At 70.8% G+C, this 25,031-nt stretch carries 24 protein-coding genes and 1 riboswitch; of the genes, 17 read left to right on the forward strand and 7 right to left on the reverse strand.

Translation table 11 applies throughout. The annotated features are described in order from the left end of the window. Window positions 1–11 precede the first annotated feature (11 nt). A complete protein-coding gene (locus HQM25_RS12385; protein WP_172990507.1) occupies window positions 12–1,127 on the reverse strand; it encodes a BMP family lipoprotein in 1,116 nt (371 codons plus the stop codon). Between the two features lie 149 nt (window positions 1,128–1,276). Continuing rightward, complete coding sequence (locus tag HQM25_RS12390) at window positions 1,277–2,392, reverse strand: mannose-1-phosphate guanylyltransferase (RefSeq protein WP_172990508.1); 1,116 nt, start codon at window positions 2,390–2,392, stop codon at window positions 1,277–1,279. A 278-nt stretch (window positions 2,393–2,670) separates the two neighbouring features. Here HQM25_RS12390 and sdhC point away from each other — a divergent pair, with 278 nt between their 5' ends. The 10 genes from sdhC to HQM25_RS12440 all read left to right on the forward strand — a co-directional run bounded on the left by sdhC (window position 2,671) and on the right by HQM25_RS12440 (window position 12,177). Further along, window positions 2,671–3,105 (forward strand): succinate dehydrogenase, cytochrome b556 subunit, encoded by a 435-nt coding sequence (sdhC, locus tag HQM25_RS12395; protein ID WP_172990509.1) that lies wholly within the window; start codon window positions 2,671–2,673, stop codon window positions 3,103–3,105. Further along, complete coding sequence (locus HQM25_RS12400) at window positions 3,105–3,557, forward strand: succinate dehydrogenase hydrophobic membrane anchor subunit (protein ID WP_172990510.1); 453 nt, start codon at window positions 3,105–3,107, stop codon at window positions 3,555–3,557. The genes sdhC and HQM25_RS12400 overlap by 1 nt, the downstream gene beginning before the upstream one ends. 41 nt (window positions 3,558–3,598) lie before the next feature. After that, window positions 3,599–5,404: a succinate dehydrogenase flavoprotein subunit gene (gene sdhA / locus HQM25_RS12405; protein WP_172990511.1), complete on the forward strand. Its 1,806-nt coding sequence runs from the start codon at window positions 3,599–3,601 to the stop codon at window positions 5,402–5,404. Further along, the gene (locus HQM25_RS12410; RefSeq protein WP_172990512.1) at window positions 5,404–6,183 is read left to right on the forward strand and encodes a succinate dehydrogenase iron-sulfur subunit; all 780 of its coding nucleotides are present in this window, start codon (window positions 5,404–5,406) and stop codon (window positions 6,181–6,183) included. Before sdhA ends, HQM25_RS12410 begins: the two co-directional genes overlap by 1 nt. Window positions 6,184–6,189: 6 nt before the next feature. Then, the gene (locus tag HQM25_RS12415) at window positions 6,190–7,401 is read left to right on the forward strand and encodes an MFS transporter (protein WP_172990513.1); all 1,212 of its coding nucleotides are present in this window, start codon (window positions 6,190–6,192) and stop codon (window positions 7,399–7,401) included. Between the two features lie 9 nt (window positions 7,402–7,410). After that, complete coding sequence (locus HQM25_RS12420; RefSeq protein WP_172990514.1) at window positions 7,411–8,640, forward strand: YihY/virulence factor BrkB family protein; 1,230 nt, start codon at window positions 7,411–7,413, stop codon at window positions 8,638–8,640. A gap of 45 nt (window positions 8,641–8,685) precedes the next feature. Further along, on the forward strand, window positions 8,686–9,552 hold the full coding sequence (locus HQM25_RS12425) for an exodeoxyribonuclease III (RefSeq protein ID WP_172990515.1): 867 nt from the start codon (window positions 8,686–8,688) through the stop codon (window positions 9,550–9,552). Between the two features lie 114 nt (window positions 9,553–9,666). Continuing rightward, a complete protein-coding gene (gene trpS / locus HQM25_RS12430; protein ID WP_172990516.1) occupies window positions 9,667–10,671 on the forward strand; it encodes a tryptophan--tRNA ligase in 1,005 nt (334 codons plus the stop codon). 23 nt (window positions 10,672–10,694) lie between these two features. Next, window positions 10,695–11,255, forward strand: a complete 561-nt coding sequence (locus HQM25_RS12435) for a GNAT family N-acetyltransferase (RefSeq protein ID WP_172990517.1) — start codon at window positions 10,695–10,697, stop codon at window positions 11,253–11,255. Window positions 11,256–11,301: 46 nt separating this feature from the next. Then, entirely contained in the window at window positions 11,302–12,177 is an 876-nt protein-coding gene (locus HQM25_RS12440; protein WP_172990518.1) for an Fpg/Nei family DNA glycosylase, read from the forward strand. Between the two features lie 25 nt (window positions 12,178–12,202). Here the strand turns inward: HQM25_RS12440 and glpK are convergent, their stop codons facing one another. Together glpK and HQM25_RS12450 are read right to left on the reverse strand one after the other, a co-directional pair. Continuing rightward, complete coding sequence (glpK, locus tag HQM25_RS12445; RefSeq protein WP_172990519.1) at window positions 12,203–13,744, reverse strand: glycerol kinase GlpK; 1,542 nt, start codon at window positions 13,742–13,744, stop codon at window positions 12,203–12,205. A 72-nt stretch (window positions 13,745–13,816) separates the two neighbouring features. Further along, window positions 13,817–15,544 carry a glycerol-3-phosphate dehydrogenase/oxidase gene (locus HQM25_RS12450; RefSeq protein WP_172990520.1) on the reverse strand — a complete coding sequence of 576 codons (1,728 nt, stop codon included), beginning with the start codon at window positions 15,542–15,544 and terminating at the stop codon, window positions 13,817–13,819. A gap of 100 nt (window positions 15,545–15,644) precedes the next feature. Between HQM25_RS12450 and HQM25_RS12455 the strand changes: the two genes are divergently transcribed. The 6 genes from HQM25_RS12455 (at window position 15,645) to HQM25_RS12480 (ending at window position 20,767) form a co-directional block, all read left to right on the forward strand. Then, window positions 15,645–16,619, forward strand: coding sequence for a sugar-binding transcriptional regulator (locus tag HQM25_RS12455; protein WP_172990521.1), 975 nt, complete (start codon window positions 15,645–15,647; stop codon window positions 16,617–16,619). Window positions 16,620–16,674: 55 nt separating this feature from the next. After that, window positions 16,675–16,850: riboswitch (FMN riboswitch) on the forward strand. Between the two features lie 70 nt (window positions 16,851–16,920). Continuing rightward, the gene (ribD, locus tag HQM25_RS12460; RefSeq protein WP_172990522.1) at window positions 16,921–17,997 is read left to right on the forward strand and encodes a bifunctional diaminohydroxyphosphoribosylaminopyrimidine deaminase/5-amino-6-(5-phosphoribosylamino)uracil reductase RibD; all 1,077 of its coding nucleotides are present in this window, start codon (window positions 16,921–16,923) and stop codon (window positions 17,995–17,997) included. Beyond that, complete coding sequence (locus HQM25_RS12465) at window positions 17,997–18,641, forward strand: riboflavin synthase (protein WP_172990523.1); 645 nt, start codon at window positions 17,997–17,999, stop codon at window positions 18,639–18,641. The genes ribD and HQM25_RS12465 overlap by 1 nt, the downstream gene beginning before the upstream one ends. After that, the gene (ribA, locus tag HQM25_RS12470) at window positions 18,638–19,915 is read left to right on the forward strand and encodes a GTP cyclohydrolase II (RefSeq protein WP_172990524.1); all 1,278 of its coding nucleotides are present in this window, start codon (window positions 18,638–18,640) and stop codon (window positions 19,913–19,915) included. The genes HQM25_RS12465 and ribA overlap by 4 nt, the downstream gene beginning before the upstream one ends. Continuing rightward, window positions 19,912–20,391, forward strand: coding sequence for a 6,7-dimethyl-8-ribityllumazine synthase (gene ribH / locus HQM25_RS12475; RefSeq protein WP_172990525.1), 480 nt, complete (start codon window positions 19,912–19,914; stop codon window positions 20,389–20,391). The genes ribA and ribH overlap by 4 nt, the downstream gene beginning before the upstream one ends. A 22-nt stretch (window positions 20,392–20,413) precedes the next feature. Beyond that, complete coding sequence (locus HQM25_RS12480; RefSeq protein WP_172990526.1) at window positions 20,414–20,767, forward strand: Fe-S protein; 354 nt, start codon at window positions 20,414–20,416, stop codon at window positions 20,765–20,767. A 115-nt stretch (window positions 20,768–20,882) separates the two neighbouring features. Here the strand turns inward: HQM25_RS12480 and HQM25_RS12485 are convergent, their stop codons facing one another. The 3 genes from HQM25_RS12485 to HQM25_RS12495 are packed head-to-tail and all read right to left on the reverse strand — an operon-like array spanning window position 20,883 to window position 23,538. Beyond that, a complete protein-coding gene (locus HQM25_RS12485; protein WP_172990527.1) occupies window positions 20,883–21,704 on the reverse strand; it encodes an ABC transporter permease in 822 nt (273 codons plus the stop codon). After that, window positions 21,701–22,570, reverse strand: coding sequence for an ABC transporter permease (locus HQM25_RS12490; protein WP_172991657.1), 870 nt, complete (start codon window positions 22,568–22,570; stop codon window positions 21,701–21,703). The genes HQM25_RS12485 and HQM25_RS12490 overlap by 4 nt, the downstream gene beginning before the upstream one ends. A 26-nt stretch (window positions 22,571–22,596) precedes the next feature. Next, window positions 22,597–23,538, reverse strand: a complete 942-nt coding sequence (locus HQM25_RS12495; RefSeq protein ID WP_172990528.1) for an ABC transporter ATP-binding protein — start codon at window positions 23,536–23,538, stop codon at window positions 22,597–22,599. A 105-nt stretch (window positions 23,539–23,643) separates the two neighbouring features. Between HQM25_RS12495 and HQM25_RS12500 the strand changes: the two genes are divergently transcribed. Further along, on the forward strand, window positions 23,644–24,984 hold the full coding sequence (locus tag HQM25_RS12500; protein WP_172990529.1) for an ion channel protein: 1,341 nt from the start codon (window positions 23,644–23,646) through the stop codon (window positions 24,982–24,984). Window positions 24,985–25,031: the final 47 nt, after the last annotated feature.

The raw sequence follows: 25,031 nt of genomic DNA on the forward strand, positions 1-25,031 counted from the left end.
GTGCGTCGCGCTTACGGCGAAGCGGGCGAGGTCACCTCGAGCTCGCCGGAGATGATCTGCTCCTGGAGTGCGGCCAGCTCGTCGAGCAGGCCCTCGGGCAGCTGCGACTCGAAGTCGTGGAACGACGACAGGCCCACGCCCTCGTTCTCCAGCGTGCCCACGTAGGGGGTCACGTCGAAGTCGCCGGTGGCGGCCTGCATGGTGGCGTCGAACACGGCCGAGTCGATGCGCTTCATGATCGAGACGAGCAGGATGTCGGCGACCGAGGTGTCGACCTCGGCGAGGTCGGAGTCCACACCGAGCATCAGCGTCGAGGCGCCGCTGTCGGCGATCGCGTCACGGGCCGACTGGTAGATCGGGCCGCCGACGGGCAGGATCACGTCGACGCCCTGGTCGAGGATGCCCTGCGCGGTCTGCTTGGCGGTGTCGTTCGCGGCGAAGCCACCGGTCATCGAGCCGTCCTGGGCGTCGACGTCCCAGCCGAGGGTCTCGACGGAGGCGCCCTTGTCCTCGTTGTACTTCTCGACGCCCTCGACGAAGCCGTCCATGAAGATCGTGACGGGCGGGATCGGGATGCCGCCGAAGGTGCCGACCTTGTTCACACCGGTCTCCGCCGACCACGCCGCCGCGGCGTAGCCGCCGAGGTACGCGGCCTGCACGGTGTCGAACTGCAGCGGCTTGATGTTCGGGGCATCGGGTGCGCCGTCGCCGTCGGCGTCGGCCAGGTCGTCGATGATCGCGTAGTCGATGTCGGGGTTGGCCGTGGCCGAGGCGATGGTGTCCGCCGACAGCTTGAAGCCGACCGAGACGATGAACGTGCAGCCCTCGGCGATCAGGTTCTCGAGGTTCGGCGCGTAGTCGTTGGCCGAGCTGGACTCGACCTCGATGGGCTCCACGCCCAGCTCCTCCGCCGCGCGCTCCATGCCCTCGAGCGCCGACTGGTTGAACGACTTGTCGTTGAAGCCGCCGTCGTCGGAGACGAGGCAGGGGGTGAACCCTTCGATGGGCTCGGCGCCTGCGGATTCGGACGGGGTCGCCTCGGGTGCCGAGCCACAACCGGCAAGGGCGAGCAGAAGGCCCGCGGCGGCGGTCACGCCGACGAGCTTCTTGGTGCGAGAGATGGTCAACTCGGCCTCCACTGTGTCGCCCCGCGTCTCTCACGGGGACTGTACGAAGTTACCTACTGTGACGGGCGGGTTGCGTGCACGCGGGCCCGTCGAGCGCGAATGGTTACAAAGACGCAACTTCCCGATACGCGCCCGTAAGGAACGCCCGGTCAGAGCACGTCGCCGCGACCGGTCAGCTTGAGGGCGTCGACGACGCCCTTCACCCGCTGCGCGTGCTCCGACGTGGTCACCAGCAGCGCGTCGGGGGTGTCCACGACGACGATGTCCCGCACCCCGACGAGGCTGATCACCCGCTGCGTCTGGCTCACCACGATTCCGCTGGCGGCATCGGAGAGGATGCGGGCGTTCTCGCCGAGGATGGCGAGGTCGTTCTTGCGGCCGTGGGAGTTGAGCTTGGCCAGGCTCGCGAAGTCGCCGACGTCGTCCCAGTCGAAGTGCCCCGGGATCACGGCCAGCCGACCCTTCTCGGCGGCGGGCTCGGCGACCGAGTAGTCGATCGCGATCTTCTTGAGGGTCGGCCAGACGCGGTCGACCACGGGCCCGCGTGCGTCGCGATCGTCCCAGGCTTCGGCGAGCTCGAGCAGGCCCGCGTGCAGCTCCGGCTCCTGCTGCGCGATCTCGGCCAGAAGCACGTCGGCCCGCGAGATGAACATGCCCGCGTTCCACAGGTACGAGCGGTCCGCGAAGTACTCCTTCGCCGTCTCCAGATCGGGCTTCTCGACGAACCGCTCCACCGTCGCCGCCTCGGGGGCGCCGTCGACGATCAGCTCCCCGGCCTTCTTGATGTAGCCGAATCCGACGGAGGGCTCGGTGGGCGGGATGCCGATCGTGCAGATGTAGCCCTCGCGTGCGACGGCGATCGCCTGGCGGACCGCCCAGTCGAACAGGTGCGGAACCCGGATCACGTGGTCGGCGGCGAACGAGCCGATGATGACGCCCGGCTCGCGTCGGGCGAGGATCGCCGCGGCGAGCCCGATCGCGGCGGTCGAGTCGCGCGGCTCCGACTCCAGGAACACGTTCGGGTCGGGGATGCCGGGCAGCTCGCGCTCCACGGCGGCACGGTGCGCGCGCCCGGTGACCACCGCGATCCGGTCCGGGCCCGCCAGCGGCTCGAGGCGGTCCCACGTGTCGCGCAGCAGCGTCTGCCCCGAGCCGGTCAGGTCGTGCAGGAACTTCGGCGCGTCCGCGCGGGACAGCGGCCACAGGCGGCTTCCGATCCCTCCGGCGGGGATCACGGCGTAGAAGTCCTCGATCGGCTCAGGCATGGCACCAGGCTAGCCGTCGCCGGCCGCCTCGCTTCACGGGGATCCGGGCACCGGTCGCGCGGAGCACGACCGGTGGGCGCCGCAAGAACCGCGGTTCTTGACTCACCGGAAGATCCCGAGGGGAACGGGACCGATAAGGGTCGCCTTCGTCGCCGGGCGCTCAGAGCGGGGAATAGGATGAAGAAAGCGTCCGCGCGACGCCGTCGATCCGCCCCCAGACGGATCGACCTCGGGGCCTCGAGTCGCCCCACCACGTTTTCGATCCAGGGAGGACGGCCGTGTCTGCTCCAGCGCGCGTCACACCGTCGGTATCCGAGACCACTTCCCGCACCCCCCGAGGCACGCTGTATCGCGGCAACGAGGGCATGTGGTCGTGGGTTCTGCACCGCATCACCGGCATCGCGATCTTCTTCTTCCTTCTCGTGCATGTGCTCGACACGGCGCTCATCCGGGTCTCCCCCGAGGCGTACGACGCGGTCATCGGCACCTACAAGAACCCGATCATGGGGATCGGCGAGGTCGCCCTCGTCGGGGCGATCGCGTACCACGCCTACAACGGCCTGCGCATCATCCTCGTGGACTTCTGGTCCTGGGCCACGCGACACCAGCGTCAGCTGTGGTGGGGCGTGCTGGGCCTGTGGGTGGTGACGATGCTGGGCTTCACCCCGCGTCACCTCATCAACGTGTTCTCGCAGATCGGAGGGGGCCACTGATGTCCCAGGCCATCGCCGACCCGCGCGCCCCCCAGCGGACCGTGCGCCGCTCGGGTCCGAACCTCGAGAAGTGGGGCTGGATCTACATGCGCGCCTCGGGCGTGCTGCTGATCGTGCTGATCTTCGGACACCTGTTCGTCAACCTGATGGTGGGCGAAGGCATCCACGGGATCGACTTCGCCTTCGTGGCCGGCAAGCTCGCCTCGCCGTTCTGGCAGTGGTGGGACGTGCTGATGCTGTGGCTGGCGCTCATCCACGGTGCGAACGGCATGCGCACGATCGTCAACGACTACGTCACCCACGAGGGCACGCGCAAGGTGCTCGTGTGGGCGCTGTGGCTGTCGGCCGGATTCCTGATCCTGCTCGGCACCCTCGTGGTCTTCACCTTCGACCCGTGCATCCCGAACCTGTCCGACGGCAGCATCCTCACCGAGATCTGCAGCGCCGCCTGAGCGCTCCCGACGAGCAAGAGACAACCCGAGGCATTTCACACGTGAGCACCCAGACTGCAGACAGCTACGTCAAGGACGGCGTCCACTACCACCAGTTCGACATCGTGATCGTCGGCGCCGGCGGCGCCGGCATGCGCGCGGCCATCGAGGCCGGTCCCGGCGCGAAGACCGCCGTGATCAGCAAGCTCTACCCGACCCGCTCGCACACCGGTGCCGCGCAGGGCGGGATGGCGGCGGCCCTGGCCAACGTCGAAGAGGACTCGTGGGAGTGGCACACTTTCGACACCGTCAAGGGCGGCGACTACCTCGTCGACCAGGACGCCGCCGAGATCCTCGCCAAGGAGGCCATCGACGCGGTCATCGACCTCGAGAACATGGGCCTGCCCTTCAACCGCACGCCCGAGGGCAAGATCGACCAGCGCCGCTTCGGCGGGCACACCGCCGACCACGGCAAGACCCCGGTGCGCCGCGCCTGCTACGCCGCCGACCGCACCGGCCACATGATCCTGCAGACGCTGTTCCAGAACTGCGTCAAGCTCGGCATCAACTTCTTCAACGAGTTCTACGTGCTCGACCTCATCACGGTGAAGAAGGACGACGGCACCACCGAGATCGCCGGCGTCGTCGCGTACGAGCTCGCCACGGGCGAACTGCACGTCTTCCACTCGAAGGCCGTCATCTTCGCCACCGGCGGCTTCGGAAAGATCTTCAAGACGACCTCGAACGCCCACACCCTCACCGGTGACGGCGTCGGGATCATCTGGCGCAAGGGCCTGCCCCTGGAGGACATGGAGTTCTTCCAGTTCCATCCGACCGGCCTCGCCGGGCTCGGCATCCTCCTCACCGAGGGGGCCCGCGGCGAGGGCGCGATCCTCCGCAACGTCAGCGGCGAGCGGTTCATGGAGCGCTACGCCCCCACCATCAAGGACCTCGCGCCGCGCGACATCGTCAGCCGCTGCATGGTCCAGGAGGTGGCCGAGGGCCGCGGCGCCGGGCCTCACCGCGACTACGTGCTCCTGGACTGCACGCACCTGGGCGCCGAGGTGCTCGAGACCAAGCTCCCCGACATCACGGAGTTCGCCCGCACCTACCTCGGGGTCGACCCCGTGGTCGAGCCGGTGCCGGTCATGCCGACCGCCCACTACGCGATGGGCGGCATCCCGACCAACAACGACGCCCAGGTGCTCAGCGACAACACCACGGTGGTGCCCGGCCTGTACGCCGCCGGCGAGTGCGCGTGCGTCTCGGTGCACGGCTCCAACCGCCTCGGCACCAACTCCCTCCTCGACATCAACGTCTTCGGCAAGCGCGCCGGTCGCAACGCGGTGCAGTACGTGCAGACAGCCGACTTCGTGCCGCTGCCCGAGGACCCGGCCGCCGAGGTGCGGGGTCTGATCGAGGGGCTGCGCGCCAACCAGGGCACCGAGCGCATCGCGGTCCTGCGCAAGAAGCTGCAGGACGAGATGGACCGCAAGGCCCAGGTGTTCCGCACCGAGGAGTCGCTGGGCGAGGTGCTCGAGGTGATCGAGGAGCTGCGCGAGCGGTACAAGAACATCCACGTCGACGACAAGGGCAAGCGGTTCAACACCGACCTGCTCGAGGCCGTCGAGCTGGGCTTCCTCCTCGACATCGCCGAGGTCGTCGTCGTCACCGCCAGGAACCGCAAGGAGAGCCGCGGCGGCCACATGCGCGACGACTTCCCCAAGCGCGACGACGAGAACTACATGCAGCACACGATGGCGTACCTGTCGGGCGATGCCGGATCGGCCAACGCCGATGACCACATCCGCCTGGATTGGAAGCCCGTCGTCGTGACCCGCTACCAGCCGATGGAGAGGAAGTACTGATGTCGACGACGCTCGTCGAAACCGACGCACCCGTCGAGACCGAGACTGCGGCCGACACCGGCATCCAGTCCTTCCTCGTGACCTTCATCATCCGTCGCTTCGACCCCGAGGTGGACGAGGAGCCGCGCTGGGTGGACTACGACGTCGAGCTGTTCTCCACCGACCGCGTGCTCGACGCGCTGCACAAGATCAAGTGGGAGGTCGACGGGTCGCTGACGTTCCGACGCTCCTGCGCGCACGGCATCTGCGGATCCGACGCGATGCGCATCAACGGCCGCAACCGGCTCGCGTGCAAGACGCTGATCAAGGACCTCGACATCTCGCAGCCGATCTACGTCGAGGCGATCAAGGGCCTGCCGCTGGAGAAGGACCTCGTCGTCGACATGGAGCCCTTCTTCGCGTCGTACCGCGAGGTGCAGCCGTTCCTCATCGCGAACTCGAAGCCCGAGCCCGGCAAGGAGCGCGTGCAGTCGATCGTGGACCGCGAGGTCTTCGACGACACGACCAAGTGCATCCTGTGCGCGGCGTGCACCTCGTCGTGCCCCGTGTTCTGGACCGACGGCCAGTACTTCGGCCCGGCCGCGATCGTCAACGCGCACCGCTTCATCTTCGACTCGCGCGACGATGCGGGCGACGTGCGCCTGGACATCCTCAACGACAAGGAGGGCGTGTGGCGCTGCCGCACGACCTTCAACTGCACCGAGGCGTGCCCGCGCGGCATCGAGGTGACCAAGGCGATCGCAGAGGTCAAGCAGGCGGTCCTGAGCGGGCGCTCCTAGCCCTCCATGACGCAGGCCCGGCGCGACGACGCGCTCACCGCGCACCCGCCGCGCTCCCGCACGCGTGCCGCCGTCACCGCGGCGTACGCCGCCCAGGGCCTCGGCTACGCGGTGATCGTCACGTCGCTGCCCGCCCTGAAGGCGCGCCAGGACGTCGACGACACCGTCGTGTCTCTGATCGTGCTGGGCGTGGCCCTCGCCGCCGCCGGCGGATCGCTGGTCGCCAACGCCCTGGCCGTGCGCTTCAGCAGTCGGGTCGGGCTGGTCACGGGGCTGGCGCTGCAGGGCGCCGCCCTGCCGCTGATCGCCGTTCCGCTCCCCTTCCCGCTCTTCGCCGCGGCGTTCGCACTGTTCGGGGTGGGACTCGGGTGCGTCGACGCCGCGGTGGCGATGCAGGGCGTCGCCGTGCAGCGCGCGGGCGGCCGGCCGATGCTCGGCGGCTTCTTCGCCGCCCTCACCGCCGCCGCGATCGCGGGGGCCCTGCTCGTGTCGGCGTTCGCGCTGACCGCCACGGCCGCAGGGATCGCACTGGCGGTTGCGGGGGTCGTGGCGCTGAGCATCGCCGCCGTCGGCGCGCGCCTGTTCGCTCGCGAGACACCGGTCGCGCCGGAGGGGGCCGGAGGCACGCACGGCCGCCTCCCGCGCGCCGGAATCTGGGCGTTCGGATTCGTGATCCTGGCGGTGTTCGTGGCCGACTCCGCGGTGAGCACGTGGAGCACCGTCTACCTGCACGACGACCTCGACGCCCTCGGCTGGGTGGCACCGCTCGGCTACGCCGCCTACCAGGGCGCCGTCCTGGTCACCCGCCTTGCGACCGACCGACTCGTGCTCACGATCGGACGCGCTCCGCTGGTGGCCACGGCCGCGCTGGTATCGGCTGCCGGCTGCGCGGCGGTCGCCCTGCTCCCCTTCGCCTCCGCCGCCGTGATCGGCTTCGCCCTGGCCGGCGTGGCGACCGGGGTGCTCGTGCCGGTGACCTTCGACGCCGCCGGCGACCTGGATGCCGCGCACAGCGACCAGGTGATCGCCCGCGTCAACCTCTTCAACTACGCCGGGGCGATTCTCGGAGCCGTCGTGCTCGGACTTCTCGCCGACGGACCGGGCCTGGGTGCCGCCTTCCTCCTCCCGGCGGCGGCGCTGCTCGCGGTGCTGCTCGTCGTGCCCCGGTTCCGCCGCCCGCTCGCGTGGGCCGCGAGCGCGGCATCCACCTCTCGCTAGTCTGGCGGGGTGAGCCGCACACCGCACCGCACCACGCGCGTCGAAGCGGACGCGGCCCAGCGCGAGGAGGAGACGCTCCGCGCGCGCTGGGAAGCCACGCAGGAGGCCCTGCGCGAACGCTTCGACGAACCGCTCAGCCGCGCGACCAGGATCACCCAGAGGACCCTGGCGTGGTTCCCCGTGCGGGTGTGGCGGCACTTCCTGCAGCACAACGGATTCCTTCTCGCCGCCGGGGTGAGCTATCAGGCGCTGTTCGCCACCTTCGCCGCGATCTACGTGGCGTTCGCGATCGCGGGGCTCTGGCTCGGGGGCAGCGAGCAGGCGATCCAGGGGCTCATCGACCTGATCAACAGCTACATACCGGGCCTGATCGCCCCCGAGGGCGGGCTGTTCACGCCCGACCAGGTGACCGAGATCGCGACCTCCAGCGCCGGGGTGCTCGGCATCACGGGTGCGATCGCGCTCGGCGCGCTGCTGTGGACCGCGATCGGGTTCGTCACCTTCACCCGGCGCGCGGTGCGCGACATCTTCGGCCTGCCCCCGGATCTGCGCAGCTACGTCTACCTGAAGGCCCGCGACTTCGTCGGCGCGATCGCGTTCGCGCTGGCGCTCGTGCTCGGCTTCGCCGCGACCTCGATCGGCACCTGGGCGCTGCATCTCGTGTTCAGCCTGTTCGGCTGGAGCGATGCGTCGGGGTGGTACGTGGGCGCGACCCGCGTGGGCACGATCCTCATCTCGTTCGCGATCTTCACTGCCGCGCTCGGCGCCCTGATCCGGTTCCTCACCGGCACGAAGCTCCCCTGGCGGCGCATCCTGCCCGGTGCGCTCCTCGGCGGCGCGGCCATCACCGTGCTGCAGCTGTTCACCGGCTGGCTCTTCATCTACACGCCCACCAACGCTCTGCTGGCGACCTTCGCGATCTTCGTCGGTCTGCTGCTGTGGTTCCGCATCATCGGCATCATCATGCTCGTCGCCGCCGCATGGGTCGCCGTGTCGGCCAGCGACGAGGATGTCCCGCTGCTGCCGCAGACCGAGGCCGAGCGGGTCGCCGCCGAGCACGCGGCGCTGCTCGTGGCCGCGCAGGTGCGGCTGCGCACGGCGCAGGAAGCGAGGGAGGAGGCGCCCTGGTACCGCCGGTGGATCGACGACCGGGCCGTGAGCGAGGCCGAGTCCGAGCTCGCCGAGGTCGAGGCCGTCGCTCCCCCCGCGCCGCGCAAGGGATCGTCGCTGTTCGAATGACCCCGCGGCGCGGCGGTGTCCGGGGCGCTCATTAGGCTGGAGGGCGTGTCTCGCCGCGTCCGCATCGCCTCTGTCAACGTCAACGGCATCCGCGCCGCCGTCCGCAAGGGCATGATCGAGTGGCTCGACCAGGCCGACGTCGATGTGATGGCGCTGCAGGAGGTGCGTGCCACGCTCGACGAGCTGCACACGGCCCTGCCCGGCTGGCAGATCGTCAACGACGAGGCGCTCGCCAAGGGGCGGGCCGGCGTCGCGGTGGCCAGCCGCCTGCCGTCGGTGGCGGTGCGCAGGGTTCTCGGCCCCGACGACCTCGACGCCCCCGACCGGGCCGACTGGGCGGGGCGATGGATCGAGGCCGACTTCGACATCGACGGCGAAGCGCTGACGGTGGTGAGCGCCTACGTGCACACCGGAGAGGCCGACACCCCCAAGCAGGACGCGAAGTGGGCCTTCCTCGATGCGATGGAGGCGCGCCTTCCGCAGCTGCAGGCGCGGTCTCCCCTGGCCCTGGTGATGGGCGACCTCAACGTCGGGCATCGCGAGCTCGACATCCGCAACTGGAAGGGCAACGTCAAGAAGTCCGGCTTCCTCCCGCGCGAGCGGGCGTACTTCGACCGCATGCTGGGCGCTTCCGGCGAGACGGTGCAGGCCGTCGACGGCACCACCGGCATCGGCCTCGGCTGGGTCGACGTCGGCCGGCGCTTCCACGGCGATGTCGAGGGACCGTACTCGTGGTGGTCGATGCGCGGCCGCGCGTTCGACAACGACACCGGGTGGCGCATCGACTACCACCTGGCCAGCCCCGCGCTGTCCGAGCGGGTGACCGACTACCGCATCTTCCGCGCGTCGGCCTGGGACACGCGCTTCAGCGATCACGCGCCCGTCGTGGCCGACTACACGATCGGCGCCTGACCGCCTCCGGCGTGAACGGGCCGCCACCCGCACGCCCGCCCGCGACCGCCCCGCGGCCCGAAGAGGCCGTCGCGCGGCGGCGGGCGCGGCATCCATCGCCCTAGAATCGATCGGGTGACCAAACCGCGCCTCTACTCCGGAATGCAGCCCTCGGCCGACTCGCTCCAGGTCGGCAACTACATCGGGGCGCTTCTGCAGTGGCGCGACCTGCAGGAGGCGTACGACGCCTACTTCTCGGTCGTCGATCTGCACGCACTGACCCAGCCCAACGACCCGGCGGAGCTGCGTGAGAAGACGCGCCGCACCGCCGCGCAGTACATCGCCGCCGGCATCGAACCGGCGAAGTCGACGCTGTACGTGCAGTCCCATGTCTCCGCGCACGCCGAGCTCGCCTGGATCCTCTCGACCCTCACCGGCTTCGGCGAGGCCGGGCGCATGACGCAGTTCAAGGACAAGTCGCAGCGCTACGGCTCCGACGCGACCAGCGTGGGACTGTTCACCTACCCCGTGCTCATGGCGGCCGACATCCTGCTGTACCAGACGGACATCGTGCCCGTCGGCGACGACCAGAAGCAGCACGTCGAGCTCACCCGCGACCTCGCGGAGCGGTTCAACAGCCGCTACGGCACCGCCTTCCGCGTGCCCATGCCGGTGATCCAGAAGGACACCGCGCGCATCTACGACCTGCAGAACCCGCTCGCGAAGATGTCGAAGTCGGCCGAGTCGGATGCCGGCGTGCTGTGGCTGCTCGATGAGCCGTCGAAGTCGGCGAAGAAGATCATGCGCGCTGTCACCGACTCGGAGGGCTCGGTGCGGTACGACCGCGAAGCCAAGCCCGGGGTGTCGAACCTGCTCGTGATCTACGCCGCCCTCACGGGCCGTCAGATCCCGGCGATCGAGGACGAGTACGCCGGCCGCGGGTACGGCGACTTCAAGAAGGGCCTGGCCGAGGTCGTCGTGAACGAATTCGGTCCGGTGCGCGAGCGGGCGCTCGCCCTCCTCGACGACCCTGCCGAGCTCGACCGCGTGCTGGCCGCCAACGCCGACCGCGCCGCCGAGGTCGCCGGCCGCACCCTCGCCGACGTCTACGACAAGGTCGGCCTGCTGCGGCGGGCCTGACCGAGCAGCCGCAGGAGCCCTCGATGCAGCCGGTGAGCCTGCGCACCGCCCGCGCGGTGCTCTCGACGCCGACCGAGGACGACGTCGACGCTATCTACGTCGCGTGTCAGGATGCCGCGATCCAGCGCTTCACGACGGTGCCCTCGCCCTACGAGCGCGAGCACGCGCTCGGATTCGTGCACATGGTCGCCGAGCGCTGGCGTGACGACAGCGAGTACACCTGGGCGATCCGCGCGAGCGGGCGGCTGGCCGGGATGATCGGTCTGCACGGGGTGGGGCGCGGGGCCGCCGAGATCGGCTACTGGATGGCGCCGTGGGCGCGCCGCCAGGGTCTGCTCGTCGAGGCCGCGCACGCGGTCGTCGACTGGGGCTTCGCCGACCTCTCGCCCCGGCTCGAGCGCATCGAGTGGCGGGCCGTCGTGGGCAACGTGGGATCGGCACGCGTCGCCCGCAGTCTCGGGTTCCGCTACGAGGGGACGCTGCGCCAGGCGCTGGCGAACGCGCACTTCCGCGACGACGGGTGGGTCGCGGGCCTCCTGCGCGGCGACGACCGCACGCCGCAGCCGTGGCCGGTGCTCGGCTGACGGCATCCATCCGCCCGCCGTCGGAAGGACGTGGCAGGATGAGCCCATGCCCGAGATGCCCGAGGTGCAGGGACTCGTCGACTTCCTGAGCGGACGGGTGACCGGGCTGCGCATCCAACGGGCGAGCGTCGCGAACATCGCCGCGCTGAAGACCTACGACCCGCCGATCACGGCGCTCGTCGGCACCGCGATCACCGGTGTCTCCCGGCACGGCAAGTTCGTGGACATCACCGCCCGCACCGCGGCGGACGAACCGCTGCACCTCGTCTTCCACCTGGCGAAGGCGGGATGGCTCCGGTGGTACGACGCCCTCCCCGCCACGATCATCAAGCCCGGCCGCACGCCGATCGCGCTGCGGGTGGCCCTCGACGACGGCTCGGGCTTCGACCTCACCGAGGCCGGCACGAAGAAGTCACTGGCGGTGTACGCGGCGCGCGATCCGCAGGAGGTCCCCGGCATCGCCCGGCTCGGACCCGATCCGCTCGATCCGGCCTTCGACCGTGACGCGTTCGCGGCGCTGCTCGGCGGCCGTCGCACGCAGATCAAGGGGGTGCTGCGCGACCAGTCGATCATCGCCGGCATCGGCAACGCCTACTCCGACGAGATCCTCCACGTCGCGAAGATGTCGCCGTACGCGCTGGCGGCGACCCTCGACGACGACGAGATCGACCGCCTCTACGCCGCGACGAGAACCACCCTCGCCGAGGCCGTCGCCGCGGCGTCGGGCAAGCCGCCCGCCGATCTCAAGGACGCCAAGCGCCGTGGCATGCAGGTACACGGCCGGCGCGGGGAGAAATGCCCGGTGTGCGGCGACGAGGTGCGCAGCGTCTTCTTCGCCGACAACTCCCTGGAGTACTGCGCCACCTGCCAGACCGGCGGCAAGGTGCTCGCCGACCGGCGCCTCTCCCGGCTCCTCAAGTGACGCCCGCCCGGTGCGGCGCGCTGGCTCAGCGCCCCGTGGTCCCCATGAGCTCGCGCGCGTCGTCGTCGACCCAGTCCAGCGACTTCGAGACGGCCTTCTTCCACAGGCGGTAGCGTCGCTCGCGCTCATCGGTCGGCATCGACGGCTCGAAGCGCACGTCTTCGCGCCAGTGGCGACGCAGCTCGTCGGTGCCCGACCACACGCCGGTGGCGAGGCCCGCCGCGTAGGCCGCGCCGAGCGCCGTCGTCTCGACGACCTTCGGGCGCACGACCGGCACGCCGAGCAGGTCCGCCTGGAACTGCATGAGCGCGCTGTTGCGGGTCATCCCGCCGTCCACCCTCAGCTCGTGCAGCGCGCGGCCGGTGTCGGCGACGACCGCCTCGATGACATCGCGGGTCTGGAAGGCTGTCGACTCCAGCGCCGCCCGGGCGATGTGCGCCTTGTTGACGTACCGGGTGAGGCCGACCAGCGCCCCGCGCGCATCGGGCCGCCAGTACGGGGCGAACAGGCCCGAGAAGGCGGGCACGAAGTAGGCGCCGCCGTTGTCGGCGACGGTGGAGGCGAGGGTCTCGACGTCTTCGGAGCGCTGGATGATGCCGAGGTTGTCCCGCAGCCACTGCACGAGCGAGCCGGTCACCGCGATCGAGCCCTCGAGCGCGTAGCGGGCCTGCTCCCCGTCGCGCCGGTAGGCGACCGTGGTGATCAGCCCCGCGTCGGAGCGCACGATCTCGGTGCCGGTGTTCACGAGCAGGAAGTTGCCGGTCCCGTAGGTGTTCTTGGACTCGCCGGCGTCGAAGGCGGCCTGTCCGAAGGTCGCCGCCTGCTGGTCGCCGAGGATGCCCGCGATCGGCACGCCGTGGAGCACGTCGGGCACCTGCGAGGCCCCGACCACCTCGCTCGACGAGCGGATCTCCGGCATCATCGCCCGGGGGATCCCCCACACCCCGAGCAGGTCGTCGGCCCAGTCCAGCGTGCCGAGGTCCATCAGCAGCGTGCGCGACGCGTTGGTGACGTCGGTGACATGGATGCCGCCCCGGGCGCCTCCGGTGAGGTTCCACACCACCCACGTGTCGGGTGTGCCGAACAGCAGGTCGCCCCGCTCGGCGGCCTCGCGCGCCCCGGGCACCCGCTCCAGCATCCACGCGATCTTCGACGCGGAGAAGTAGGTGGCCAGCGGCAGACCGGTCTGCTCGGCGAAGCGGAACACGTCACCCGACTCCGCGGCGAGCTGGTCGATGCGCGGCTGGGTGCGCGTGTCCTGCCAGACGATGGCGTTGTGCACCGGACGCCCCGTGCGCCGGTCCCACACGATGGCCGTCTCGCGCTGGTTGGTCACGCCCACCGCCGCGATGGCCGCCGACTCCAGGCCCGCGCGCGACAGGCACGCGGCGATGACCCATTCGGTGTTCGTCCAGATCTCCACCGGATCGTGCTCGACCCACCCGGCGCGCGGGAAGATCTGCTCGTGCTCGCGCTGCGCGCTCGCCACGATCGCCCCCTCGGCGTCGAACACGATCGCGCGCGTCGACGTCGTCCCCTGGTCGATGGACAGAACGTGGCCCGCCACGCGGTCTCCTTCCTCACGCCGCTCCCGTGCGGCGGATCATCGACGTCCGCCGCGCGGCGGACTGCGGTCAGGCTATCGCGCGTCGGCCGTCTGCCCACCCGCGGGCTGCCAGGTCGGGTCGGCGGCGTGCACGCGATCCAGCGCCCGGCCGACCTCGGACTCGACCCGCGCGGCATCCCACCCGAGCACGGGCGCGATCGCCGCCGCGGCCTCGGCCGCCAGCTCCGGCGTGGCCGCCCCGATGAACGCGAGGCTCGTGCGCCGCAGCAGCAGATCGTCCAGGTGCACGACGTCTTCGGTGGCGGCGAGGTGGCGCAGTTCGCCCGTGCTGTAGTCCGGGGCATGCACGAGGGGCGCGTCGTCGGCATCGGCGCCGAGGGCGTCGATGACATCGGCGGCGACGGTGCCGTAGCGGTCCAGCAGCGTCTCCACGCGCGACGGCGCGAGATCGGCGCAGTGCACGGCCACCCACTTGCGCCGCGCGACGTCGGTCGTGGGGTAGCCGCGACCGCCGCCGATGCCCACCCCCTTGGTGCTCGTGCGCCGCGGCACGGAGAGGAGGTCGAGGGCGCGGTCGGCAAGGGCCTCACCCGACGCGCGGAAGGTGGTCCACTTGCCGCCGACGAGGCTGAGCACGGTGGTCTCGCCGCCGGCGAGCGGGGCGGACTCGATGCGGTAGTCGCGCGAGACGAAGCCCGGCGCCATGTCGCCGTGGCCCGGCAGGGGGCGCACCCCGGCGAACCGGTAGACGATCTGCGAGCGGTCGACGGCGATGCCGGGGAGCACCTGGCCGATCAGATCGAAGAAGTAGTCGACCTCGGCCTCGGTGCACGCGACCGGGTCGGCCATGTCGTGCTCGAGGTCGGTCGTGCCCACCATGACCCGCCCCTTGAGCGGGTAGATGAGCACGATGCGGCCGTCCTCGTTCTCGAAGAAGAGCTCCCGGCCGGCGGTCGCCTCCAGCAGCTCGGGGTGGTCGAGCACGATGTGCGAGCCCTTCGTGCCGCCCATGAAGCGCGTCGGCGCCCCGAGAGCGAGGTTGGTGAGGTCCGCCCAGGGCCCGGTCGCATTGATGACGACGGATGCCGCGAAGGTGGCGCGCTCGCCGGTGAGTCCGTCCTGCAGCACGATCCTGCCCTCGTCCACTCCCACCGCCGCGGTGTGGTTGGCGGCGCGGGCGTTCGCGCGGCCGGCGGCCCGGCCGTCGCGCAGCACATCGATCGCGAGTCGCTCGGGATCGTGCAGCGAGGCATCCCAGTAGGTCGCGGTGTACTTCACGCGGGGGTCGAGGTGCGGCAGCACCTCGAGCGAGCGACGCCGTCCGCGGAAGGTGTGACGGCCGACCCGCCCGCCGCCACGGGAGAAGGAGTCGTAGATCACGAGGCCGATCTTGATCAGCGCCGCACCGCGCTCGCGGCGGGGACCTGCGCCGTGGCGGAGGAACCGCATCGGCGCGGAGAGGATGCCGGAGAAGGTCGAGAAGATCGGGATCGTCGTCCGCAGCGGACGCACGTAATGCGGCGCGACCTTCAGGAGCCCGTTGCGCTCGGTCACCGCTTCGTGCACGAGGCGGAACTCCCCGTTCTCGAGGTACCGGATGCCGCCGTGGATCATGTGGGACGAGGCCGACGACGCGCCGCCGGCGAAGTCGCCGCGCTCGACGAGGGCGACATCCACGCCCTGCATCGCGAGGTCGCGGAACGCGGCCAGGCCGTTGATGCCTCCGCCGACGATGAGCACATCGGCGTACGGGCGCTGCGCCAGCTCGGTGAAGCCTCGGTGTGCGGGTGACTCCGTCATCTCTTCCCCTCCGGTGGTGACTGGTCGGTGACGACTGCCCCCATCCTGACATCCGTGGACGTTCTTGCACTTGTTTTGCACAAACGTGCACGATGGGATCATGTCGACTCCGGAACCCGACGCCCGCACCGCCCAGCGCGCCCTGACCGCGGCGCACCTGTACTACGTGCAGGAGCGCACGATGGAGGCGATCGCCCGCGAACTCGACACGTCCCGCTCGACGGTGTCGCGCCTGCTCGCGCACGCCCGTGCAACCGGCATCGTCGACATCCGCATCCGCTCGCCGTTCGCCGCACCGCGGCGCCTCGAAGACGACATCGCCGCCCGCTTCGGCGTCACCGCCCACGTCGTGCCCGTGCCCGACGACGCGAGCGAGGTGGAGAGCCTCGAGCGGGTGGCGGCGGCGGCCGCCCACCTGCTGCACGAACTGGTCAAGACCGACATGATCGTCGGCGTCGCCTGGGGGTCCACGACCGCCGCCGTCAGCAGGCGCCTCGTGCCCAAGGCGGTGCGCGGCACGGCGTTCGTGCAGCTGAACGGGTCGGGCAACACCCACACCACCGGCCTGCTCTACGCGAGCGAGATCCTGCGACGGTTCGCCGCGGCGTTCGGCGGCAGCGCCCAGCAGTTCCCGGTGCCCGCGTTCTTCGACGACCCGCGCACGCGCAGCGCGATGTGGCGGGAGCGCAGCACCCGCCGCATCCTCGCCCTGCAGGACGCGATGGACCTCGTCGTGTTCAGCACCGGCGCCGCCGACTCCTCGGTGCCCAGTCACGTGTACAGCGGCGGGTACCTCGAGACCCGCGATCTGCAGTCGCTGGCGGCCGAGGGCGTCGTCGGCGACGTCGCGACGGTGTTCTACCGCGCCGACGGCTCCAGCACCGGCATCGCGCTCAACGAGCGGGCGACCGGGCCCCGGTTCGACGTGCTGCGGCGGGTGCCCCGGCGGGTGTGCATCGTGTCGGGCGTCACCAAGCTCGCCAGCGTCCGCGGCGCGCTCGCCGCGCGCCTGGCGACCGACCTGGTCATCGACGACACGACCGCACGGGCGCTGCAGGCCGCCTCGACGACGTGAGCGGCGCACCCGGAATGAAACCGCAACGCGCACGTTGAGTAGACTCGAGAGCATCTACGTGCTCCGGGGTCGGTGAGAATCCGAACCGGCGGTGACAGTCCGCGAGCCACGGCATACGCGCCCGATCGGGCGCCGCCGCGGCTGATCCGGTGGAATTCCGGGACCGACGGTGATGCGAGGGCAGCTGCGCGAGCAGCGGTCGTCGCTAGTCCGGATGGGAGGAAGCACGGGCGGCGCCACGCGCGCCGTCGACATCCTGCGCCCCGGAACGCCGTGATCGACGAGCGAGACGAGGACAGGCATGACGGTGAGCGCCACCGAACGCGAGGCGATGCGTCACGCGCTCGAGCTTGCGCGCCGCGGCCCGCGGGGCGTCAATCCGCAGGTGGGCGCCGTCCTGCTCTCGCCGGGCGGCGAGATCATCGCCGAGGGCTGGCACCACGGCGCCGGCACCGCGCACGCCGAGGTCGACGCCTTGTCGAAGCTGGATCGGGATGCCGCGCGCGGCGCCACCGCTGTGGTCACGCTCGAGCCCTGCAACCACCACGGCCGCACCGGCCCGTGCTCCGAGGCACTTCTGGCCGCCGGCGTCGCGCGCGTCGTCTTCGGCGCCGACGACCCGAACGTCGAATCGTCGGGCGGCGCCGAGCGGCTGGCGGCTGCCGGCGTCGAGGTCGAGCCGCATCTCATGCGCGACGAGTCGCTGGACGTCATCGCCGACTGGCTCGCCGTGCAGAAGCTCGGCCGCCCGCACGTCACCGTGAAGTGGGCGCAGAGCCTCGACGGCCGTGCCGCTGCCGCCGACGGCACGAGCCAGTGGATCACCGGCCCCCTCGCCCGGGCCGACGTGCACCGCCGCCGCGCCGAGGCCGACGCCATCGTCGTCGGCACGGGCACGGTGCTCGCCGACGATCCGGCTCTCACCGCCCGCAGGCCCGACGGCACGCTCTACGACCACCAGCCTGCCCCGGTTGTCGTCGGCCGGCGCCCCCTCCCCCCCGACGCCGCCGTGCACCGGCATCCCCTGCCCCTGCGCCGCCTGGACGCGACGCTCGACGCGGCGCTCGACGCGCTGCGCGCCGACGGCGTGCAGCGGGTGTTCGTCGAGGGCGGCCCGACGCTCGCGAGCGCGTTCCTTTCCGCCGGTCTCGTCGATGAGGTGCTCGCCTACGTCGCCCCGACCCTCATCGGCGCGGGCGCCGACGGCGCCGACCGCCCCGCGCTCGGCGCGATCGGGGTCGACACGATCGCCGACCAGCGACGGCTGCGCGTGGCATCCATCGAGCACCTGGGAGACGACCTGCTGATCGTCGCCCACCCCGCCGGCACCGCGGCGGGAACGGACGACTCCGCGACCGCGGACGAAGGAGAGAGCTGATGTTCACCGGAATCGTCGAGGAGATGGGCGAGATCACCGCCGTCGCGCCTGCGGGCGACGGCGTGCGCGTGACCGTGCGCGCCCCGAAGGCGGTGTCGGATGCCGCACACGGCGACTCGATCGCCGTCAGCGGCGTGTGCCTGACCGTGGTCGACCAGGGCGCGGACTGGTTCACCGCCGACGTCATGAAGCAGACGCTCGACATGTCCACGCTCACCGGCGTCGAGCCGGGCCGCCTGGTGAACCTCGAGCGGGCGACGGTCGCGCACGGCCGCCTGGGCGGCCACATCGTGCAGGGCCACATCGACGGCACCGGCGAGGTGCTCGAGGTGCGCCCCGGCGCGCAGTGGCGCGTGGTGCGCGTCTCCGTGCCCGCGCACCTGGCGCCCCTCGTGGTCGACAAGGGCTCGATCGCCGTCGACGGCGTCTCGCTCACGGTCAGTGCCGCCAGCCCCGCCGACGCCGACGTGCACTGGTTCGAGGTGTCCCTCATCCCCGAGACCCTCGCCGCCACGACACTGGGCGCACGCGTCGCCGGCGACCGTGTGAACCTGGAGACCGACATCCTGGCGCGCCACGTGCAGCGCCTCCTCGCTTTCACCCCGACCGCCGTCGCGGTCTCCACGGAAGGAGGCTCGCGATGAGCCTTTCCCCCATCCCCGAGGCGCTGGATGCGCTGCGCGCGGGCAAGCCCATCATCGTGGCCGACGACGAGAACCGCGAGAACGAGGGTGACGTCGTGCTCTCGGCGCAGCTGGCCACCGCCGAGGCCATCGCCTGGACCGTGCGCTGGTCGAGCGGCTTCATCTGCGCGCCGATGCCGGCCGAGTGGGCGGACCGGCTCGACCTGCCGCCGATGGTGGAGACCAACGAAGACGCGCGCGGCACGGCCTACACCGTGAGTGTGGATGCCGCCGACCGCGTCTCCACCGGCATCAGCGCGTCCGACCGCGCACACACCCTCAACGTGCTCGCCGACCCCACCTCCACGCCCACGAGCGTCATCCGCCCGGGGCACATCCTGCCGCTGCGGGCCGTCGACGGCGGCGTGCGCGAGCGCGGCGGACACACCGAGGCAGCGGTCGAGCTCATGACCCTCGCCGGTCTCGAGCCGGTGGGCGCGATCGCCGAGGTCGTCGCCGAGGACGGTTCGATGATGCGCCTGCCGGGCCTGCTCGAGCTGGGCGCGCGCGACGGCGTCCCCGTCATCACGATCGAGCAGCTGATCGCGTACCTCGACGAGCACCACCCGCGCGACACGGCCGCCCACTCGCCGCACCGGCGCCGTGTGAGCCTGCGCGCCGAGTCGCACGTGCCGACCGGGCACGGCTCGTTCCGCTTCCTCGCCTACAAGGACCGCATGACCGGCACCGATCACCTCGCGGTGGTCTCCGGCGATCTGTCCGACGAGGCCCCCCTGGTGCGCGTGCACTCGGAGTGCCTCACGGGCGAGGCGTTCGGCTCGCTCAAGTGCGAGTGCGGCCCCCAGCTGGATGCCGCGCTCGACGCGATCGAGAAAGATGGCGGCGTCGTCATCTACATGCGCGGACACGAGGGACGCGGCATCGGGCTCATCAACAAGCTGCGCGCCTACAGCCTGCAGGAGCGCGGACTGGACACCGTCGACGCCAACCTGGCGCTGGGCCTGCCCGCCGATGCGCGCGACTACGCGGCGGCCGCCGGGATTCTCGCCGACCTCGGCGTCTCACGGGTGCGCCTGCTCACGAACAACACCGACAAGGTGACGCAGCTGCGCACGTTCGGCCTCGACATCGTCGAGCAGGTGCCGCTGCTGGTCGGCGTGGGCCCGAACAACCACCAGTACCTCGCCACCAAGCGCGATCGCATGGGGCACGTCATCGCCGAAGACGACCTCGCCGACGCCCTGGCGCAGATGCACGAAGGAGCAGACCGATGAGCGGCACCGGAGCCCCCCAGGCCGAGAGCATCGATGCCACCGGCCTGCGCGTAGTGATCATCGCGGGCACGTGGCACGAGGTCATCACCGACGGTCTCATCGCCGGAGCCCAGCGCACGCTCGACGCCGCGGGCGCCACCTCGCACCTGGTGCGGGTGCCCGGCTCGTTCGAGCTGCCCGTCGCCGCGAGGGCCGCCCTCGACGGCGGCGCCGATGCGGTCGTCGCGCTCGGCGTGATCATCCGCGGCGGCACGCCCCACTTCGAGTTCGTCTCGTCGGCGGCCACCGACGGGCTCACCCGCGTCGCGCTCGACACCGGCAAGCCGGTCGGATTCGGCGTGCTCACCCTCGACGACGAGCAGCAGGGCCTCGACCGCGCGGGCCTGGCCGGCTCGAAGGAGGACAAGGGCGCCGAGGCCGCCGACGCCGCCGTGCGCACCACTCTGCTGCTGCGGGAACTCGCCAACCTTCAGTAATACGTAAGGTACGATGTCGGGCATGGAGACCCTCCGTCACATCGTTCTCTTCATCCACCTCATCGGCTTCGCGCTGCTGTTCGGCGCGTGGGCCGTCGAGGTGTACACCCGCCGCTTCGGCGTGACCCCGCTGCAGCACATCGGCGTCACGGTCGCGGCGGTCGCGGGCCTGGCCCTCGCCGCGCCGTGGGGCATCTCGCATGAGCTGAACTACGCCAAGATCGGCACGAAGCTCGTCGTGCTGCTGATCATCGGCGCGTTCCTCGGCATCGGGCAGGCCCGCCAGCGCAAGACCGGTTCGGTGCCGCCCGTGCTCTTCTGGGGCATCGGCGCGCTGACGCTCCTGAACGCCGGTCTCGCCGTGATCTGGCGCTGACCCCTCCCCTTCCCGACCAACCACCGTTCCGCGAGAGTGCATCTGGCGGACGAGGCCGCGCCCCGGCGCTGCACCCTCGTCGCCCAGGTGCACTCTCGCCGTTTCGGGGGTGGCGTCAGTCGAGGAACAGCGCCCGCAGCCGCTTGGTCGTGAAGACCAGGCCGATCGCGATCATGACGACGTAGTAGAGCACGTGCCAGAGCATGTCGGGGCTGAGGATGCCGGTGGTCAGGCCCCGGATGAGCTCGACCCCGTGCCACAGCGGGAACGCCATGATGATCGTCTGGATCCACTCGGGGTAGACCGTGATCGGGTACAGCGTCGCCGAGAAGAGGAACATCGGCAGCAGTATGAAGTTGATCCAGTCCATCTGCTGGAAGGTCTTCATGTAGCTTGTGACAGCCATACCCAGGCTCGCGAAGCCGAAAGCGATCAGCAGCACCGCGGGCAGGGCGAGGATCGCCGTCCACGACAGGTTCAGCCCGAGCAGCTGCATGATGATCATGAAGCCGGTGGCGTAGAGCAGGCCCCGCAGCAGCGCGTACAGGATCTCGCCGAGCGCGACATCGAGCGGGCCCAGGGAGGTCGCGAGCATTCCCTCGTAGAGCTTGCCGTAGTTGAGCTTGAAGAACACGTTCCACGTCGAGTCGTAGATCGCGCCGTTCATCGCCGATACCGCCAGCAGCGCCGGGGCGATGAACGCGGCGTAGGAGACCGCGACGCCCGAGGAGGTCTCCACGTCGCCGATGAGGGCGCCGAGGCCGATCCCCATCGAGGCGAGATAGAACACGGGCTCGAAGAAACCCGACACGACGACAGCCCAGCTCGAGGAGCGCGCCGCGATGAGCCCGCGCTGCACGACCGACTGCGGGTTGCCCGCCCACAGGGCACGCACTCCCCCGGAGCGCACCGGGGCGATCTCTGTCACGGTGGTCATTCGCCGAGCCTCCTTCGGAAGGTGCGGCGCGCGACCGCGAAAGCGCCGACCGCCAGCAGCAGCAGATAGCCGACGTGCACGGCGATCGCGATGGGGTCGGCAGGCTTGTCGTACGAGACGATCCGACCGAGTTCCGACGCGTGCCACAGCGGCGACACCCAGCCGATCCACTGCAGCCACAGCGGCAGGGTCGCGAGCGGGTAGAACGTTCCCGAGAACAGGAACATCGGCATGAAGACGAACCGCTGCACCAGGGCGATCTGCCCCTTGTCCTCGGTGATCGACGCCGAGTACGCCATGTACGGGATGCCGAACGCGAGCCCCGCCAGCACGCCGATCGGGATCATCAGCCACCCCGTGGCCGGGTTCGGCACCGCCTGGAAGATCCAGAGGAACGCGTAGTACGCCGCCACGACGAAGACCATCCGCGCAGCGGCGCCGAGCACGACGCCACCGGCGATCTGACCGGGTGAGAGTGCCGACGCGCTGAATCCGAAGAAGTAGCGACGATACTTGAAGCCGGCGATCACGGGGTACGAGAACTCCTCCGCCCCGACCTGGATCGCCGCCGTCATCAGCAGAGCTGGCGCGACGAAGACGAGGTACGACACCTCGATGCCACCCTCGGTGATCGGAGCGTCGATGAGGGCGGCGAGGCCCACCGCGAGGCCGAGCAGGTACAGCACCGGCTGACCGAGCCCGCCGACGAGGATCGTCCACCCGTAGGCGCGCATCGCCCGCAGCATGTGCTCGGTGACGTAGAGCGCTCCCCGCCGTCGCGGCTTCCGGCCCCACTCCAGCGCCTCCGCACGCAGCTCCTCGAGCGTCGGCAGGCTGTCCGCCCGCGCGGCGGCCGGCTGCGGCATCCCGCCCGGTTCGTTCGACGCGCCGCTCATTCGATGAGCGACCGTCCCGTGAGGCGGAGGAAGACGTCCTCCAGCGAGGATCGGCGCACCAGCGAGGTGACCGGGTGATGCCCGCGGTGGGTGATCTGCTCGAGCGCGGCCTCGCCGTCGGCGGCATAGACGAGGATGCGGTCGGGCAGCACCTCCACACGCTCGCCGATGCCCTCCAGCTGCGGGGCCACCTGCTCGTTGCGGTCGGAGCCGAAGCGCACCTCGAGCACCTCGCGGCTGGAGTGCTCGCGGATGAGCGACGACGGCGTGCCCTCCGCCATGATGCGGCCCTTGTCGACGACGATCAGCCGGTCGCACAGCTGCTCGGCCTCGTCCATGTAATGCGTGGTCAGCACGAGGGTCGTGCCCCGCTCCTTCAGGCGGAACAGGCGATCCCACAGCACGTGCCGCGCCTGCGGGTCGAGGCCGGTCGTCGGCTCGTCGAGCAGCAGGATGCGCGGGTCGTTGATGAGGCCGCGCGCGATCGTGAGGCGCCGCTTCATGCCGCCCGAGAGCTGGTCGACCTTGTTCTTGGCCTTCTCCTCGAGCTGCGCGAAGGCGAGCAGCTCGTCGGCCTTCTGCTGGCAGACCTTGCCGGGAAGGCCGAAGTAGCGCCCGTAGATGTGGAGGTTCTCGCGGGCGTTGAGCTCGCCGTCGAGGTTGTCCTGCTGCGGCACGACCCCCAGCCGCGACCGGATCTCGGGGCCGTAGCGGTCGGGGTCGAGGCCGAGGATGCTGAGGTCGCCGCCCGTGCGGGTGGACACGGCCCCGATCATCTTCATCGTCGTCGACTTGCCCGCCCCGTTCGGGCCGAGCAGGCCGAACGACTCCCCGGGGGCGACCTCGAAGTCGAGGCCGTCGACGGCCAGGAAGTCGTCTTTGCCCTTGACCTTGTAGGCCTTCACGAGGTTCTTCGCGTGGATCACGGGTTCTGGCACCGGACTACTGTAATCGCGACCGGCGACACCGGGCGCGCACGCGTCCCGCGCCCTATCCTGGGCGCGGGACGCTTGGCCGCACCGACCCGCAGAAACGAGGACGCCATGAGCGACGAGACGCACGCCGGCCCACCCGATCCGGAGCCCCGCGGACGCCTGGGGGGAGACGTGCCCGCCGAGGCATCCATCACACGCCGTCTGCTGCTGATGACCGTGCCCGCGCTGCTCGTGGGGATCGGAAGCGCCCTCAGCCTCATCGTGCTCGATCTGCTCGCCGAGGGGCTGGACTCGGTGCTGTGGGAAGCCATCCCCGCCGCCGGCGGATTCGATCCGTACACCGGCTGGTGGGTCATCGTCGTGCTGACCGCCGCGGGCCTGGCGACCGGACTGCTGGTGCGGTTCATGCCCGGGCACGCCGGTCCCGATCCGGCGACCGAATCGTTCTTCCCTCACCCCGAGCGGCTGTCCACCCTCCCGGGCATCGCGCTGGCGGCCGTCATCACGCTGGCGACCGGCGTCAGCCTCGGACCGGAAGGCCCGATCATCGCGATCAACGTCGCCGTCGCGGCATGGATCTTCACGAAGTTCCTCCCGGCCGTTCCGACGAAGCTCGTCATCCTGATGGTGGTCACCGGCACGTTCGGCGCCCTGTTCGGCTCGCCCGTGGGCGCGGCGCTGCTGGCCACGACGGTCGCCGCCACCGTGGCATCCAAGGAGCTGCTCTGGGACCGCCTGTTCCTCCCGCTCGCGTCGGCGGCATCGGGGTCGCTGGTCATGATGCTGCTGAGCGACCACACCCTGGCGATCGATCTCCCCTCCTACACCCCGAACGTGCTCCTCGACCTCGGCATCGCCCTGGCGGTGTGCGGGGTCGGGATCGGCGTGGGCGCCATCATGCTGTGGGCGTTCCCGCATCTGCACCGGATCTTCCACCGCTGGCGCAACCCGATCCTTCCGCTGACCGTCGGCGGGCTGCTCCTGGGCGTCCTCGGCGCGATCGGCGGCGAGGTGACCATGTTCAAGGGCCTGGAGCAGATGCAGCAGCTCGCGCAGGAGGCCGACGACCTCAGCGCGGGACAGGTCGCGATCATCGTGCTCATCAAGGTGACGGCCCTCCTCATCGCCGCGGCGGCCGGCTTCCGCGGCGGCCGCGTCTTCCCCACCGTGTTCATCGGCGCCGCGATCGGCATCCTCGCCTACGCGCTCTTCCCCGGCACGCCGCTGCCGGTCGCGGTGGCAGCCGGCGTGCTCGGCGTCTGCCTCATCGTCGTGCGCGACGGCTGGCTCTCCCTGTTCATCGCGGCGGTCGTCGCGGGCGACCCCGCGATCCTCCCGATCCTGTGCATGGTCGTGCTGCCCGGCTGGCTCGTGGTCGCACGCCTCCGCGAGATGCGCGTCACCGCCCCCGAGGGCGGCGGCGCCGCCGTCGACGCGCCACGCGCCTGACAGCCGGCTCGGCCGTCGGCCGACGTCGGCCGACGTCGACAACGGCG

Source organism: Microbacterium hominis (genome assembly GCF_013282805.1).
GTDB classification, from domain to species: domain Bacteria; phylum Actinomycetota; class Actinomycetes; order Actinomycetales; family Microbacteriaceae; genus Microbacterium; species Microbacterium hominis_B.

What these genes read in the sequence shown, in the direction of transcription:
- HQM25_RS12390 (WP_172990508.1), bottom strand. Translation starts at nt 2,392, where the DNA reads ATGCCTGAGCCGATCGAGGACTTCTACGCCGTGATCCCCGCCGGAGGG.
- HQM25_RS12400 (WP_172990510.1), top strand. Translation starts at nt 3,105, where the DNA reads ATGTCCCAGGCCATCGCCGACCCGCGCGCCCCCCAGCGGACCGTGCGC.
- HQM25_RS12410 (WP_172990512.1), top strand. Translation starts at nt 5,404, where the DNA reads ATGTCGACGACGCTCGTCGAAACCGACGCACCCGTCGAGACCGAGACT.
- HQM25_RS12415 (WP_172990513.1), top strand. Translation starts at nt 6,190, where the DNA reads ATGACGCAGGCCCGGCGCGACGACGCGCTCACCGCGCACCCGCCGCGC.
- HQM25_RS12435 (WP_172990517.1), top strand. Translation starts at nt 10,695, where the DNA reads ATGCAGCCGGTGAGCCTGCGCACCGCCCGCGCGGTGCTCTCGACGCCG.
- HQM25_RS12440 (WP_172990518.1), top strand. Translation starts at nt 11,302, where the DNA reads ATGCCCGAGATGCCCGAGGTGCAGGGACTCGTCGACTTCCTGAGCGGA.
- HQM25_RS12450 (WP_172990520.1), bottom strand. Translation starts at nt 15,544, where the DNA reads ATGACGGAGTCACCCGCACACCGAGGCTTCACCGAGCTGGCGCAGCGC.
- HQM25_RS12455 (WP_172990521.1), top strand. Translation starts at nt 15,645, where the DNA reads ATGTCGACTCCGGAACCCGACGCCCGCACCGCCCAGCGCGCCCTGACC.
- ribD (WP_172990522.1), top strand. Translation starts at nt 16,921, where the DNA reads ATGACGGTGAGCGCCACCGAACGCGAGGCGATGCGTCACGCGCTCGAG.
- HQM25_RS12465 (WP_172990523.1), top strand. Translation starts at nt 17,997, where the DNA reads ATGTTCACCGGAATCGTCGAGGAGATGGGCGAGATCACCGCCGTCGCG.
- ribA (WP_172990524.1), top strand. Translation starts at nt 18,638, where the DNA reads ATGAGCCTTTCCCCCATCCCCGAGGCGCTGGATGCGCTGCGCGCGGGC.
- ribH (WP_172990525.1), top strand. Translation starts at nt 19,912, where the DNA reads ATGAGCGGCACCGGAGCCCCCCAGGCCGAGAGCATCGATGCCACCGGC.
- HQM25_RS12480 (WP_172990526.1), top strand. Translation starts at nt 20,414, where the DNA reads ATGGAGACCCTCCGTCACATCGTTCTCTTCATCCACCTCATCGGCTTC.
- HQM25_RS12485 (WP_172990527.1), bottom strand. Translation starts at nt 21,704, where the DNA reads ATGACCACCGTGACAGAGATCGCCCCGGTGCGCTCCGGGGGAGTGCGT.
- HQM25_RS12490 (WP_172991657.1), bottom strand. Translation starts at nt 22,570, where the DNA reads ATGCCGCAGCCGGCCGCCGCGCGGGCGGACAGCCTGCCGACGCTCGAG.
- HQM25_RS12500 (WP_172990529.1), top strand. Translation starts at nt 23,644, where the DNA reads ATGAGCGACGAGACGCACGCCGGCCCACCCGATCCGGAGCCCCGCGGA.